The organism is Haladaptatus sp. DYSN1 (assembly GCF_029489995.1).
Classification (GTDB): domain Archaea; phylum Halobacteriota; class Halobacteria; order Halobacteriales; family Halococcaceae; genus QDMS2.
This window is the reverse complement of sequence record NZ_CP120470.1, coordinates 955,510-968,924: the sequence shown is the minus strand read 5'-3', so window position 1 is coordinate 968,924 and position 13,415 is coordinate 955,510. Positions and strand designations below refer to the sequence as shown.

15 protein-coding genes are annotated in these 13,415 nt (G+C 63.5%); 7 read left to right on the top strand and 8 right to left on the bottom strand.

Annotation, left to right across the window (positions count from 1 at the left end; translation table 11 throughout):
- Positions 1–2: 2 nt before the first annotated feature.
- Both P0648_RS05195 and P0648_RS05190 read right to left on the bottom strand, forming a co-directional pair.
- Positions 3–602, bottom strand: coding sequence for a hypothetical protein (locus P0648_RS05195; protein WP_276274464.1), 600 nt, complete (start codon positions 600–602; stop codon positions 3–5).
- A gap of 116 nt (positions 603–718) precedes the next feature.
- Positions 719–1,105 (bottom strand): VOC family protein, encoded by a 387-nt coding sequence (locus P0648_RS05190; protein ID WP_276248334.1) that lies wholly within the window; start codon positions 1,103–1,105, stop codon positions 719–721.
- A 154-nt stretch (positions 1,106–1,259) separates the two neighbouring features.
- Here P0648_RS05190 and P0648_RS05185 point away from each other — a divergent pair, with 154 nt between their 5' ends.
- Genes P0648_RS05185 through P0648_RS05170 form a run of 4 tightly spaced genes read left to right on the top strand, consistent with a single transcriptional unit; the run spans position 1,260 to position 5,172 of the window.
- Complete coding sequence (locus tag P0648_RS05185; protein WP_276248335.1) at positions 1,260–1,889, top strand: Yip1 family protein; 630 nt, start codon at positions 1,260–1,262, stop codon at positions 1,887–1,889.
- Entirely contained in the window at positions 1,886–3,367 is a 1,482-nt protein-coding gene (locus P0648_RS05180) for a hypothetical protein (protein WP_276248336.1), read from the top strand. The genes P0648_RS05185 and P0648_RS05180 overlap by 4 nt, the downstream gene beginning before the upstream one ends.
- Positions 3,354–4,043 (top strand): ABC transporter ATP-binding protein, encoded by a 690-nt coding sequence (locus tag P0648_RS05175; RefSeq protein ID WP_276248337.1) that lies wholly within the window; start codon positions 3,354–3,356, stop codon positions 4,041–4,043. Before P0648_RS05180 ends, P0648_RS05175 begins: the two co-directional genes overlap by 14 nt.
- Positions 4,036–5,172 (top strand): ABC transporter permease, encoded by a 1,137-nt coding sequence (locus P0648_RS05170; protein WP_276248338.1) that lies wholly within the window; start codon positions 4,036–4,038, stop codon positions 5,170–5,172. The genes P0648_RS05175 and P0648_RS05170 overlap by 8 nt, the downstream gene beginning before the upstream one ends.
- Positions 5,173–5,175: 3 nt before the next feature.
- Here the strand turns inward: P0648_RS05170 and P0648_RS05165 are convergent, their stop codons facing one another.
- The 4 genes from P0648_RS05165 to P0648_RS05150 form a co-directional block, all read right to left on the bottom strand.
- Positions 5,176–6,189: a metal ABC transporter permease gene (locus P0648_RS05165; protein ID WP_277505483.1), complete on the bottom strand. Its 1,014-nt coding sequence runs from the start codon at positions 6,187–6,189 to the stop codon at positions 5,176–5,178.
- Positions 6,189–6,932: a metal ABC transporter ATP-binding protein gene (locus P0648_RS05160; RefSeq protein ID WP_277505481.1), complete on the bottom strand. Its 744-nt coding sequence runs from the start codon at positions 6,930–6,932 to the stop codon at positions 6,189–6,191. Before P0648_RS05160 ends, P0648_RS05165 begins: the two co-directional genes overlap by 1 nt.
- On the bottom strand, positions 6,929–7,993 hold the full coding sequence (locus P0648_RS05155; protein WP_277505480.1) for a metal ABC transporter substrate-binding protein: 1,065 nt from the start codon (positions 7,991–7,993) through the stop codon (positions 6,929–6,931). Before P0648_RS05155 ends, P0648_RS05160 begins: the two co-directional genes overlap by 4 nt.
- Before the next feature lie 178 nt (positions 7,994–8,171).
- Complete coding sequence (locus tag P0648_RS05150; RefSeq protein ID WP_276248342.1) at positions 8,172–9,614, bottom strand: amidase; 1,443 nt, start codon at positions 9,612–9,614, stop codon at positions 8,172–8,174.
- A 130-nt stretch (positions 9,615–9,744) separates the two neighbouring features.
- Here P0648_RS05150 and P0648_RS05145 point away from each other — a divergent pair, with 130 nt between their 5' ends.
- On the top strand, positions 9,745–9,975 hold the full coding sequence (locus P0648_RS05145; RefSeq protein WP_276248343.1) for a hypothetical protein: 231 nt from the start codon (positions 9,745–9,747) through the stop codon (positions 9,973–9,975).
- 56 nt (positions 9,976–10,031) lie between these two features.
- Complete coding sequence (locus tag P0648_RS05140; RefSeq protein WP_276248344.1) at positions 10,032–10,259, top strand: hypothetical protein; 228 nt, start codon at positions 10,032–10,034, stop codon at positions 10,257–10,259.
- Here the strand turns inward: P0648_RS05140 and P0648_RS05135 are convergent.
- Complete coding sequence (locus P0648_RS05135) at positions 10,256–12,577, bottom strand: cation-translocating P-type ATPase (protein WP_276248345.1); 2,322 nt, start codon at positions 12,575–12,577, stop codon at positions 10,256–10,258. The two genes, P0648_RS05140 and P0648_RS05135, sit on opposite strands and share 4 nt — an antisense overlap.
- Before the next feature lie 154 nt (positions 12,578–12,731).
- Here P0648_RS05135 and P0648_RS05130 point away from each other — a divergent pair, with 154 nt between their 5' ends.
- Entirely contained in the window at positions 12,732–12,941 is a 210-nt protein-coding gene (locus tag P0648_RS05130; RefSeq protein WP_276248346.1) for a hypothetical protein, read from the top strand.
- 10 nt (positions 12,942–12,951) lie between these two features.
- On the opposite strand, the gene P0648_RS05125 is transcribed toward P0648_RS05130, so the two are convergent.
- The gene (locus P0648_RS05125) at positions 12,952–13,389 is read right to left on the bottom strand and encodes an ester cyclase (RefSeq protein ID WP_277505477.1); all 438 of its coding nucleotides are present in this window, start codon (positions 13,387–13,389) and stop codon (positions 12,952–12,954) included.
- Positions 13,390–13,415: the final 26 nt, after the last annotated feature.

Below are 13,415 nucleotides of genomic sequence, written 5' to 3'. Positions count from 1 at the left end.
AATCACGACCCGAAGCAATCAACTGTTCGCCCGCCTCGCCAAGGGTCGGGATGGAGTGTCTCTGAGTCATCACTCGCCCCGGTACTCTCTGCACGGATGACGACCGACTGGTCGACGTAGTACGTCACAAAAATACGGGGAGAGTCGCCGATAACAGCTCCATCTTCCGTCTCGACGGTTTCAGAATATCGATATTGAACTCGAACGAGAGCAGTCTGTTCAGGCGCGTCGTAGGTCCGTGTCTCGTCTATCCAAATCGAGACGTTGGTGAGGCGGTCCCCGTACTGGGCCAGCAACGAGTTCACTCTGTACGCTTTTTCGTATTCAGTGACGTACTCGACGATGCCACCTCCGTTTTCGATCGACTCGGGACGTGACGGGTACGCTTTCGGTTCGACCGCATTCTCAGCGCGTGGTGGATTTGGTTCTGGTCGGTAGGCTGCCCCACAATCGTAGCTGGGCGGTGTTCGTGACGGTTCGGGCGTTTCCGTGCTGGTGTTCACGTCGGAGGGGGCCGTATCGAGACACGCCGTGAGCGCACCAGACAGCCCGACTCCGGTTAGTGTGAGCAATTGGCGGCGGCGAAACCGAGGGGCAGTCATATCGAGAAAATCACACAATACCGGTAAATGTCTTCTCTACACGTTCGCCACTTGCGGTCCATCCCGTACTACCGTCAAACTCACCTTCGACAGCTGTATCAGCAACTAAGCTTGGCTCAGGCGGCCGTCTCGTCGGCTTCCATCAACCCGAACTGGTTGCCTTCAGTGTCCTCACAGTACGCGAGCCAGCCGACGCCATCGACGGCGTGTTTTTCGGTGATGACTTTCCCGCCGAAGCGTTCGACCAGGTCCACCGTCTCGTCCACCGAGTCGACGTCCACCGTACAGGCAAACCCATTAAACGGGTCGTGGCCCGTAGGTCTTGGCCCCTCTCGTTTGGTGATTGCGCCGTCGATGCCCGGTTCGTCCGCCTCGCCAGTGACGAGCAGCCAGTAGTCCATGTCGCCCCACTGCTCTGCGGTCCAGTCGAAGACGTTCTCGTAGAATTCGAGGGCGCGCTCTGGGTTCTGTGCGTGAATCTCGAAGTGAACAATGCGTCCCATCTGAATTTCCCAGATTTCGTAGGATGCCAGCAGATTAATAGATTCGCACGGAAACGGCCGCTTCTGCTTCCAGAACCCATCTAAACTAAAAACTCGTTCTGTGATATACTGTATCCCTGATACAGTTATCTCCTTTCGAGACTAACCTCAGGTGATGATTCTCGACCTCGTTACGAACCCGGACGCGTTCTTCCGGGCAGAGGCCGAGTCACCGCGGCTTTGGGGAGCCGCTGGGGTCGTTTTGCTCGCGGGGGTGGTCGGGGCGATAACGTCGTTCCTCCTGCTCTCGCGCATCCTCACCGCGCTTCCTGCCGACGTTGGCCCGGCCGTCGCACTACTGAGCTACACGTTCGGCGTCGGCGGGGCGCTTGTCACGCAGTTCGTCGTCTGGGTGCTGTTCGCCGTCGTCTTCCACGTCATCTCCATCGTCTTCGACGGTGAGGGTGACTTCAGAAAGACGCTCGCATTGACCGGGTGGGGGTTCGTCCCCGCCATCTTCGGCGGCCTGCTCGGCCTCGGCGCGATGTACCTCGCCCTGCAAGGAATTCCGTCGCCGACCACGCCCGAAGCTATCGAGCCGTTTACGCTCGCAGTCACTCGGTCGAGCGTCCTGCAAGTCGCCGGTCTCGTCGGTATCGCGTTCACCCTGTGGAGCGCGTTCCTCTGGGCGTTCGCCGTCAAATACGCCCGCCACGTCACGCTCGGCCAGGGAATACTCATCGTCGCGCTTCCGGTCGCGGTCAGCATCGCACTCACACTCGCAAGCCAACTGTTTGTTCCATGAAATCCACACTCCTCACCATTCTCGTCGTCTGCGCGTTGCTCGCACCGACGACCGCACTCGCCCAGGAAGACACCTTCATCTCGGTCACGGGCGCGACGGTCACCCCCGAGCAACCCGGCGTCGCAGACCTCGTCACCGTCACCGCGACCATCCGCAACTCAGCGGGCAGCCAACAGGCGTTCGAAGTGACCGCCGTCTCGCTCGAAGCCCGCGAGGGCTCGACCCGCTACGACCGCGTCGAAGACCTGGGGACGCTCTCACCGGGTGAGAGTCTCGCCGTGCCGCTCACCGTGACCTTCGAGGACGCGGGCGTGAAGAAACTCGAAGTCGAAGTCCGCGGCCGCTCGACCAACGGCTCTGGCGAGACGATTCGTTACCCGGTCACCATCGACGTCCGCGAATCGGTCATCGATGGGTCGGTCCCCCGCCTGCAAATCGTGACCGGGTCACCGGTGTCGAACACCGAGAGCACCTACGCCGTGCGCGTCTCGAACGGCGGCGAGGCGACGCTGCGCGACCTCGAACTCACGCTTTCGGGCAGCGCCATCGCCGTCGAGGACGCCGTTCGCGTCGTTCCCCGACTCGAACCCGGGCAGTTACTCACGTTCAACTTCACCGTCGAAAACGAACGAGCGGGCCAGTTCACGACCGCGGCCGAACTCTCCTACACCGTCGGCGACGACCGACGCACCGTCTCCGCGACGCGCTCCGTGACGGTCGAACCGCTGGTCGAGAACGTCGTCGTGGAGGCGAGCGTGCAGGCGACCGAAGACACCGTCGTCTCCCCGCCCGTGACCGTCTCCGTGTTGAACCTCGGGAACGCACCCATCGAGAACGTCGTCGTGACGGCCGCGACACAGGACGGCCTCGCCGTCGCACGAACGTTGATTCCCGTTGTCGCCGCGGAGTCAGCGGGCAGCGCAACGCTCGACCTGACCGGCGTGACCGACCCGACCGACCTCATCATCCAGACCGCCTACGAGACCGGAACCGTCTCCGGAACGAGCGAAACCACGCTCCGCTACACCCCGCGCGTGGGCGTCGTCGCGCTCACCGGCATCAACACCGAGTTCGAGGACGGCACACTCCACATCACGGGCAGCGCGAGCAACGTCGGGCAAGGCCCCGCAGAGAGCGTCGTCGTGCGCGTCGTCCCCGCAGACGGCGTGACGCCCGCCCAGCCGTTCCGCGAGTACTTCGTCGGGACGGTCCCCGAGAGCGACTTCGTCGTCTTCGACCTCTACGCCGAGGTAGACGAGGAGGTCACCACCGTGCCCGTGAGCGTCACCTACCTCGCGGGCGGCGAGGAGCGAACCGAGACGGTTCAGGTCCGCGTCGAAGGCGACCGCACCGCGAACGACCAGCCGACCGACGGCGGCCTCGATCTGCCGCTCGTTCTCGGCGGTGTGTTCGTCGTCCTGCTCGTGGCCGGGGTCGTCGGCTACGCCTGGCGCAACTCTCGCGATGGCGCTCGTTGAACTGCGCGGCGTGGTCAAGCGCTACGAACTCGGCGGCGAGACGCTCACCGTCCTCAAGGGCGTCGATTTCGCCATCGAACCGGGCGAGTTCGTTGCGGTCATGGGACCCAGTGGCTCCGGGAAATCGACCATGCTCAACATGATCGGCCTGCTCGACGAGCCGAGCGAGGGGACCGTCCTGCTCGACGGCGAGGACGTAACCACGCTCTCTGACCGAGACCGCACCAAGGCCCGACAGGGAGCCATCGGCTTCATCTTCCAGGACTTCTACCTCATTCCCTCGCTCACGGCGACCGAAAACGTCGAACTACCGACGCTGTTCGGCGGGGCCGCCGCCGCGGAGGGGCGAGTACGGGCAGAACAGTTGCTCACCGACCTCGGCCTCGGCGATAGACTGGACCACCTGCCCTCTGAACTCTCTGGCGGCCAGCAACAGCGCGTGGCCATCGCCCGGTCGCTCGTGAACGAACCGCGCGTGCTACTCGCGGACGAACCGACGGGCAACTTAGACCAGAAGACGGGCCGAGAAATCTTAGAGCGCCTTCGAGCCATCTGCGACGAGGGCGTCGGCATCGTCGCGGTCACCCACGACCCGAACGTCGCCGCGTTCGCCGACCGCCGGGTCAACATCGTCGATGGGGTTATCACCGGCGAGGAGGTCGTGACCGATGTTTGAACCAATTTACCGGCGCTTCCCCGCGGTGATGATGGCGCGGCGCAACCTCACGCGAAACAAGATTCGCTCGGCGCTCGCCATGCTCGGCATCGTCATTGGCGTCCTCGCCATCGCCTCGCTCGGCATCTTCGGGAACACCCTGCAGGTGAGTGTCACCGAATCGCTCGGCGACATCGGCAGCGAAATCATCGTCTCGCCGGCGTTCGAGGAGGGCGTGAGTTTCCTCTCAGACCGCGACGTCCAGAACGTCGAACGGGCGGCTCCCGGCGCGACGGTCACGCCGGTCGCCCAGAAACAGGGCGTCATCGAGTTCAGCGGCGAACAACAGGTGATACAGGTGTTTGGCGTCTCCCGACCCGGCGACCTCTACGAGGCGGAGGCCGGTTCGATTCCGCCGACGCTCAGAAGCGGCGCACTCGTCGGGACGACCCTCGCTGAAGACCTCGGCGTGCGCGTCGGCAACAGCATCGTCGTAGACGGAACGACCTACCGGGTGAGCGCGATTCTCGCCGAGAGTCAGGCGTTCTCGCCCACCTCCGCGAACAACGGCGTCGTGATTCCCGTCGAGGCGTTCCCCGCACGCGAGTACGGCCAAATCGTCGTCGATGCCGGGTCAGGCTTGGAGGCGAACGCGACGGCCGAAGCCATCCGCGGCCTAAACGACCGAGACCGCCGCTACGAAGTGTTCGAACTCGCCGACATCTCCGCGCAAATCGCAGAGGCGTTCAACGCCATCGGCACCTTCCTCATCGCCATCGGGGCCATCTCACTGGTCGTCGCGGGGGTGAGCATCCTGAACGTCATGCTCATGAGCACCATTGAGCGACGCACCGAAATTGGCGTCCTCCGGGCCGTGGGCGTCCAGAAAATCGAGATTCTCGGCATCATCCTCGTCGAAGCCCTACTGCTCGGCGTCATCGGCGGCGTCGTCGGCGTCTTCCTCTCAATCGGCGCGGGCATGGCCGTGAGCCAGTTCATCCTCGAAGACCCATTTGGCGTGTTTACCCTCGCGAACTTCGCCTTCATCGGGCAGGCCTACGCCTTCGGTCTCGGGGCAAGTCTCATCTCTGGCCTCTACCCGGCGTGGCGAGCGGCGAATCTGAACCCCGTGGACGCCCTCCGCGGGTGAAAATCAGTCTGAGTTCGTCTCTGTCGTTCCGGTGGTGATGCTCCCCAGTTCGGGGGTTTCGTCCACGGTGAACCGCGTCTGGAGTTTGCCAGCGACGACGGCGAGCGCGTAGAGTGCGACGGCGACGAGGACGATGACGCCCCCAGCGGTTGCCTCGCCGTAGTACGCCGCGCCGATACCCAGCAGGACGGCGAGTTGCGCGAGAATGACGGAGACGAACAACGATTCGGTGAAACTTCGCGACACCTGCGTCGCCCCGGCGACGGGAACGACGAGCATCGCGGCGACGAGAATGACGCCCATTATCTGCATCGCGCCGACGACGACGAGCGCCGTCAGCATGACCATCACGCGGTTGTACCAGCTCACGGACAGTCCCGAGACGGCCGCGGCCGTCTCGTCGAAGGTGACGTAGAGCAGTTGGTTGCGGAACACGGCGACGGTCCCGACGATGATGGTGAACAACACGAGCAAGATGGCGGCGTTCTCCGCGGACACCGTGGCGAGGTTGCCGAACAGGAACTGGTTGATGCCGACGGCGAGGCCGCCCGCGTTCAGGCTGATGAGCACCGACCCGAGGGCGAATCCCGTCGAGAGGACGATGGCCATCGACACGTCGTTGTAGGCGTCGGTGGCCTCGGCGATGAGTTCGATGAGGAGCGCGGCGATGACGGCGACGACGACGGCCGTCAGATACGGCGACACCCCGAGACTGAACACGCCGTTCAGGAACAGGCCAATCGCCACACCCGCGAAGGCGGTGTGGGCGAGGGCGTCTCCGATGAGCGCGAGTTGTCGATGGACGAGAAACGTCCCGATGAGCGGGGCCATCACGCCGATACAGAGGCCGACGAGGATGGCGCGGTGCATGAACTTGTACTCGGGGCTGATTAGCTCCAGGCCGGTCAGGTAGTACAGTTGGGTCATGACCCAGTACCAGCCTTCGAGGAGGACGTACAGCGGCGAGAGGACGGGGTCAAGCGGACTCGACTGCAGGAGGATGCCGAGTTCGAACATCAGGCATCACCCGAGATGGCCACTGCCGTCCCGAACGCCCGGTGGAGGGCGTCGCTTTCGACGAACTCCGTGGTCGGCCCGTCGAAGTAGATGCCGCGATTCAGGCAGACGACGCGGTGTGCGTGGTCGGCCACCGCCCCGAGGTCGTGTTCGATGAGCAGGATGGTGATGCCCTGGTCGTTGAGGGCTTCGAGCAGTTCGTAGAACGCCTCGACGGATTCTGCGTCCACGCCGACGGTCGGTTCGTCGAGGACGAGCAGGTCTGCCTCCCCGGCGAGCGCCCGGGCGATGAACGCTCGCTGGCGCTGCCCGCCCGAAAGCTGCGTCACCCGACGGTTGGCGAAGGCGGTCATCCCCACCGTTTCGAGTGACTGGTCTACGATTTTCCAGTCGGCAGCCGAGAGCCGACCGGTTCCGACGTGCGGAAAGCGCCCCATCTTCACGACTTCGCGGACGGTAATCGGCATCTCCTTCGAGGCGCTCGCGTGCTGGGCGACGTAGCCGATTCGCGCACCATCGTCGAACTCGTGAGACGGTTGCGAAAAGAGGCGTGCCTCGCCGCTGTCGGGGCGGAGCAAGCCGAGCATGAGTTTCATCAGCGTCGACTTCCCCGAACCGTTCGGCCCGACGACGGCGACGTATTCGCCCGACTCGATCTCGAGGGAGATGTCTTCGACGACGGGCGTCGCAGTGTAGCCAAAGGACACGTCAGAGAGACTGATGAGCGGGGCCTCCTCAGTCATTCGAAGTTCCTCCACTCACCGCTCCAGCCGTCCGGCCCGGCTTCGGCGGGCGACGTGTTGCCCAGGACGACTTCGAAGGTTGGCATGTTGATGTTGTATGCAATCTCTTCGTAACCCCAGTCGTTTGCGACCCAGTTCTCGCGGACGCCCGCGTACGGCGTGACCGGGTAGTACGCCTCGACGTCGGTCTCTGCGAGCAGTTGCTTCGCCGGCTTTCGCGTCTCGAAGACGCCTGCGCCGATGTAGCTGATGTCGAACTCCTCGATGGTTTCCTTCGCCTTCGTGATGTCGGAGGGTTTCACGTCGCCGCTCGCCGCGAGATTCACCACGAGCGGGCGCATCTCCACGTCGTAGCGCGTCCCGATGTACTGGAAGGCGTTGTGCGCGGCCAGCTGGACGACCTTTCGCTCTGCGGCGTCGAAGATAGCCTGGTAGTCGGCGTCGATGCGGTCGAGAACCTCGGACTTGTACGCCGTCGCGTTCGCCTCGAACGTGTCTGCGTGGTCGGGGAAGTACTCGACGAAGCCCGCGGTGATGTTGTCCACCGAGGTTTTCGCCCGCTGTGGGTCGAGCCAAAAGTGCGGGTCCTGCCCTCTACCCTCGCCGACGCCCTCCTCTTCGGGGTCGAGGCTCGCGGCGAGGTCGACCAGTTCGACGCCTTCGCGGACGTTGATGAGTTCGGTGTTCGCGCCGTCGTCTTCGAGCGTCTGAATCGCGCGGTCGGCCCACGGCTGGAAGTCCTCGCCGACGTGGATGAACACGTCCGCCTCGATGATGTCGCGGGTGACGCTCGAATTCGGCTCCCAGCCGTGCCCGTGCAGGCCCGTCGGGACCAGATTCTTCACTTCGACGGGCGTGTCTGCGGCGATTTTCCGCGCAAAGTCGTAGAAACTGAAGAACGATGCGACAGCAACTGGCCCGTCAGTATCGTTGTTCTTTCCGCCTGCGACCGCCTCACCGCCGCCGAGACACCCGGCGAACCCTGCAGCAAGCAGTCCAGCGCCGGCAGCGAGCGCCTTCCGCCGCGTCAATCTGCCCGATTGAGAATGCGTGTCAGTCATTGATATCTGATTTAGACGGGTGAGTTCACTTAACAGTATTGGTCTAACTCAATGTTTAGACTTATCTAAATCGTTGGTGTGGGCAACAGGCTGTCAGATTCTCCGAACGGAAAATGCAGTAGTGAGCGTCCAGCACGAGTCAATCCAGGAAACGAGAACGAGGTTGCTCAGCGAGCAGTCACTTCGGTGGCCGGTGGTCGTGCCACGACGCCACCTGCTCGAACGCGCGGCACGCTGCGAGCACCACGTCGTCGCGGTGGCGACGGCCGACCACCTGCATTCCGACGGGGCGACCATCGACGACGCCCGCGGGGACCGATGCCGCCGGATGGCCGGTCAGGTTGAACGGGAGCGTTAAATACCAGCCCGTGTACGGGTCTATCTCCTCGCCGTCGATTTCCTCCGGCCCGTAGATACCACGCTTGAACGGCGGCGTGCCCATCGTCGGCGTCAGGATGAGGTCGTAGTTCGCGAAGACGCGCTCGACTGCGTCCACGACTTTCGTCCGAATGGCGTTCGCCTCCGAGAGCGCCATGACCGAGTGCTTCTTTCCGAGATGCGCCATCGCACCGAAGGCCGGACTCAGGTCCTCTGCGTGGTCCGCGAGGTTGACGCCGAACGCCTCCTCGGAGTGGGCGACGACCCACGCGACTCGCGCCTGAAACAGGATGCGCCCCGCCGTCTCCACGTCCTCCCAGATGTCGCCGAAGGCGGGGTCTGCACGTTCGACGGTCATGCCCGCTTCTTCGAACTTCTCGGCGGTCTCGTGGGCGATGTCTCGCACCTCGTCTGCGACGGTGAACGCCTCCATCGTGGGGGAGAACGCGACGGTCAGGTCATCGACTGGCTGGGAAAGCGCGTCGAGGTAGCTGCCCTCGCGGGCCGGCAGCGAAAAGGGGTCAGCCGGGTCGGGACCCGAAAGCGCGTCCATGGCGAGCGCGGCGTCCTCCACAGTCCGGGTGAGCGGCCCGGAGTGGACGAACGGCCACGCGTCGAGAAAGCCGTCCGGACGCTCGCGGTGGGCCACCCGCCCGAACGACGGTTTCAGCCCGAAGATGCCACAGCACGATGCCGGAATTCGAACGGAGCCACCTGCGTCCGTCCCGAGCGCGAGGGGAGCCATGCCATCTGCGACGGCCGCCGCGCTGCCCCCCGAGGAGCCACCCGCGGTGTACTCCGGAGCGTAGGGCGTGCCCGTCGAACCGAACAGTTCGTTGTCCGTAATCGCGACGTGCCCGAACTCCGCAGTGTTGGTCTTGCCGAGGACGATGCCCCCGGCGTCTTTGACCCGCGAAACCTCGATTGCGTCCGCGTCGGGGACAACGTCGGCGAGCGGTTTCGACCCGAACGTGGTCTGCATCCCCGCGGTCTGGAGCAGGTCCTTGACCGCGATGGGGAGGCCGTGCAGTGGCCCGACCGTCGCGCCACTGGAGACGGCCTGTTCTGCTTCCCGTGCGGCCTCACGCGCCTCAGCCTCGGCGAGGTGGACGTACGCGTTCGTGCGCTCGTTTCGCGTCTCGATGCGGTCGAGATGGGCGTTGAGCACTGCAACTGGCGACAGGTCGCCTGCCCGGATGCGTCGGGCGAGCGATGCGGCAGGTTCGAAACACAGGTCGGTCATTGTGTGCGGATTGTTCGCACGCCGACAAAAGTGTAGGTTCCGCGGCAGTCGCGGACGAGAGTCGTGTGGCCGTCTCACCCGGCGCATGTAGGCACAAAACGCATTATTTCGAATTGAGTAGTGGGAAATAATGTGGGGAGGGAACGGAGAGTCGTCGATTGGAGCGTCCGCGCTGACCAGACAGTTCTTGCTCTTCCTCGTGGCGCTCGCCGTCTGGGTCACGCCGCTCGCCATCCTTCGCGTCGTGTTTTCGGCGGGCGACATCTCCGTCTCGGCTGTCGGCCTCGTCGTCGGCGTACTCATCGCCTACGCGCTCAGGCCGGCGTTCGTGGAAACCCGACAGACCGACCGAAACGAGTGACGCGACAAGTCAATCCACGCACGAGGTTTATTGTAGCTTCCAGAACAGGTTCGGGTATGCGCCGAAACTTCGGTCCGGAGGACACCGAGGACCACTCGCTCAAGTACGCCCTCCTCTTCGCGGCAGTATTTCTGTGGCTGGTGCCGACGATTATCCTCCGAGTCGTGTTTCACGCGAGCGACGCGCAGTTGCTGGTGGCGATGTTCGTCATCGGGTCCATCAGCTACTACATTTTCAAACCGCTGTTTAAACGGGTTCACGTCACTCACGGCGTAGACGACTAAGTCATCTCGGGAATCGAGACTTCGTCTTCCGGTTCGATTCTGGAGAGTCGCATCGCGTTGCCCGTCACCACCGTCGTCATGCCCACGTCGCCTGCGAGCACGGCGACGACGACGGAGACGAAGCCGAGGGGAATCCCGACGGCGAGCAGCGCCTTCACCGCGAGACTGCCCCAGATGTTCTGTCGGATGACGCCGTTTGCCTGGTGGGCGAGGTCGTAGAGGTAGGGCAGTTTCGAGAGGTCGTCGCCCATGAGCGCGATGTCCGCGGTTTCGATGGCGGTCGCAGAGCCCGCCGCGCCCATGGCGATGCCGACGGTGGCGGTGGCGAGCGCGGGCGCGTCGTTGATGCCGTCGCCGACCATCGCGACCGATTCGTACTCTGCGAGGAGAGCTTCGATTGCGTCCACCTTCTCCTCGGGGAGCAGGCTCGCGCGGAACTCGTCTACGCCCACCTCGCGGGCGACGGCCTCGGCTGTGCCCTCGTTGTCACCGGTGAGCATCACCGTTCGGACGCCGCGGTCTTTGAGTGCGGCGACCACCGCTTTCGCCTCGGGACGCACGGTGTCCGCGACGGCGATGAGACCTTCCAGGTCGTCTGCGGTTCCGATGAGCACCACCGTCTTCCCCTGGTCTTGCAGCCGGGGAATGGTGTCAGAGACGAGGTCGAGACAGCCCTCGCGCTCGCACTGGGCCTGCGTCTCGTGTGGAAGGTCGCCCGCGCCCGTGGTGAAGTGGACGTGGTCTAAATCGAACCCGAGGTCCTCGAACAGCGCGGGTTTGCCGGCGTAGTGGGTCTCGCCCCCGAGTTGGGCGCGCACGCCTTTGCCGGTCAGGCTCTCGAAGTCGTCGATATCAGCCGTGTACTCGGCGTCGATGTGCTCGGTGATGGCGGCGGCGATGGGGTGTTCGCTGCGCGATTCGACGCCATAGGCGCATTCGAGCACGTCGTCCGCCGAGTTGCCGTTGAGCGGGATGACGTCCGTGACCGAGAGTTTGCCCGTCGTCAGCGTGCCCGTCTTGTCGAAGGCGACGGTTTCGACCTCGCCCATCGCCTCCAGGTAATTACCACCCTTGATGAGCACGCCGTTTCGGGCGGCGCTCGTGACCCCCGAGACCACCGTGACGGGCGTCGAGATGACGAACGCACACGGGCAGGCGATGACCAGCAGCGCGATGCCGCGGACGAACCACTCGACCCACGGCGCGGCGAACAACAGCGGCGGAATCGCGGCGGTGAGAATCGCGGCCACGACCACGACGGGCGTGTAGTAGCCCGCAAATCGCTCGACGAACTGCTCGCGTTTGGTCTGTTTCTCCTGGGCGCTCTCGACGAGGTCGATGATGCGTGCGAGCGTGTTCTCGTCTGCTCGCGCCGTCACCTCGACTTCGAGATAGCCGGCTTCGTTCAGGGTGCCTGCGTACACCTCGTCACCCGGTTCCTTGTCGATAGGCACGCTCTCGCCTGTGATGGGAGCTTGGTTAACCGCGCTCTCACCCTCTACGACCGTGCCGTCGGTCGGAATCTTCTCACCCGGCTGGACGACGACGATGTCGCCTACGTCGAGTTCCTCCACCGACCGCTCGTGGGTGTGCCCGTCATGTTTGACCGTCGCCGTCTCGGGAGCGAGCGAAAACAGTTCTGCGAGCGAGGTGCGGGCGCGTTCGATGGACCGCCGTTCGAGCAACTCGGCGACGTTGAACAACACGGCAATCGACCCTGCTTCGACGAACAGGTTTTCTGCCGGAATGGCGAGCGTGACACCCGTTGCGGCGAGAATCGCGACGCTCATCAGGAAGTCGATGTCGAGGTTCAGGTTGCGCGCCGAGTAGTAGCCGTTTCGGAGGATGACCTGCCCGCCGACGACGATGGCCGTGAGAAACAGCAGGTCGGAGACGGTGAACTGGCGGGTGAGAACCGACGCGATAGCCACGTCGAAGCCAGCGAGCAGGAACTCGAAGACGAGTGCAAAGAGCAGGAACACCCCGCTGACGGCCGTTTTCTTCGCCCGGGTAGAGCGCCACACTGAGGTCGACGGTTCGTCTCTGGTCGCACCCACTTCGTCCAGATTCGCTACTTCGTAGCCCGCCCGGTCGAACGCAGCGAGCACCGCCTCTCGCGTCGTCTCGTCGGGGTCGAACACGACCTCCGCTTTGCCGGTCGTTGGGCGAAGGTCGTACTCGACGACGCCGACAACGTCGTCGAGCGCGTTACTAATCTTTCCGGCGCAGGAGGCACAGTCCATCTCGGGGACCGAAAGCGAGAGCTGCTCGCGATGGCCGTGTCCGTGGCCGGCAGGTGCGGAAGATTCCGCTGTCATTACCTGATTTTCGCGGTCGTTGCTTATTAATCAAGCTACCATTTCCACCACCCATATTAATAAATTTGGCGTTGGTGGGGGGGTTGAGTTAATAACTCGGGCTGCACTGGCGGGCAAACGCGCGACTTTTGGGTTTCCACGCCCAACCCCGGATATGGACCGGACGACGTCGGCCGTACTCGCGGTCATCCCCTTCCTCTTTCTGGGCATCGCAGACATCGTCTTGTTACTCGTCTGGGGGCTCGACCCACTCTGGGGATTCATGATTCTCCCGCCAATCCTCTTCATGAGCGTTCTCGCATGGATTGGCTTCAAAAGCGGCTTCATCGGCAAGACTGCCGACGAATCGCAGCGACCAAACTAAGAATGCGTGCTCAGCTTCCCTGTTCTGGAATCACGCCGACCTGCTGCATCAACGAGAGCCCGTCGGGAATCGCCCACGACTCGACGATTTTTCCGTCTTTGAATCTGAACTCGACGATGTCGTTCACTTCGATGGCCTTGTTGGACGCCGGGATGCCGTTGAGTTCGCCCGAGTGCATCCCCTTTGACGTCCCGCGCGTGACGACACGGTCGCCCTCTGCGATGACCTCGTTTATGCTGTAGTCCGTTTCCGAGAGACCTGCGTGAATGGCTCTGAAGTACTCCTTTATTCCTTCGGGGCCGATGATGTCGCCCTCTACTGTCGTATCGTGCCCAACGAATTCTGCGGCACAGAGGTCGTCTATCGTGTCGTACTCACCCCGCCAGAGGGTTTCGAGTGCGCGGCGTGCAACGTCCTTGTTCTGCTCTATCGATTGGTCTGTTGCCATGTTTGTCACCACTACTACAGACGACG

Coding starts and splice junctions, on each gene's coding strand:
- P0648_RS05195 (WP_276274464.1), bottom strand. CDS start 602: ATGACTGCCCCTCGGTTTCGCCGCCGCCAATTGCTCACACTAACCGGA.
- P0648_RS05190 (WP_276248334.1), bottom strand. CDS start 1,105: ATGGGACGCATTGTTCACTTCGAGATTCACGCACAGAACCCAGAGCGC.
- P0648_RS05185 (WP_276248335.1), top strand. CDS start 1,260: ATGATTCTCGACCTCGTTACGAACCCGGACGCGTTCTTCCGGGCAGAG.
- P0648_RS05180 (WP_276248336.1), top strand. CDS start 1,886: ATGAAATCCACACTCCTCACCATTCTCGTCGTCTGCGCGTTGCTCGCA.
- P0648_RS05175 (WP_276248337.1), top strand. CDS start 3,354: ATGGCGCTCGTTGAACTGCGCGGCGTGGTCAAGCGCTACGAACTCGGC.
- P0648_RS05170 (WP_276248338.1), top strand. CDS start 4,036: ATGTTTGAACCAATTTACCGGCGCTTCCCCGCGGTGATGATGGCGCGG.
- P0648_RS05165 (WP_277505483.1), bottom strand. CDS start 6,189: ATGTTCGAACTCGGCATCCTCCTGCAGTCGAGTCCGCTTGACCCCGTC.
- P0648_RS05160 (WP_277505481.1), bottom strand. CDS start 6,932: ATGACTGAGGAGGCCCCGCTCATCAGTCTCTCTGACGTGTCCTTTGGC.
- P0648_RS05155 (WP_277505480.1), bottom strand. CDS start 7,993: ATGACTGACACGCATTCTCAATCGGGCAGATTGACGCGGCGGAAGGCG.
- P0648_RS05150 (WP_276248342.1), bottom strand. CDS start 9,614: ATGACCGACCTGTGTTTCGAACCTGCCGCATCGCTCGCCCGACGCATC.
- P0648_RS05145 (WP_276248343.1), top strand. CDS start 9,745: ATGTGGGGAGGGAACGGAGAGTCGTCGATTGGAGCGTCCGCGCTGACC.
- P0648_RS05140 (WP_276248344.1), top strand. CDS start 10,032: ATGCGCCGAAACTTCGGTCCGGAGGACACCGAGGACCACTCGCTCAAG.
- P0648_RS05135 (WP_276248345.1), bottom strand. CDS start 12,577: ATGACAGCGGAATCTTCCGCACCTGCCGGCCACGGACACGGCCATCGC.
- P0648_RS05130 (WP_276248346.1), top strand. CDS start 12,732: ATGGACCGGACGACGTCGGCCGTACTCGCGGTCATCCCCTTCCTCTTT.
- P0648_RS05125 (WP_277505477.1), bottom strand. CDS start 13,389: ATGGCAACAGACCAATCGATAGAGCAGAACAAGGACGTTGCACGCCGC.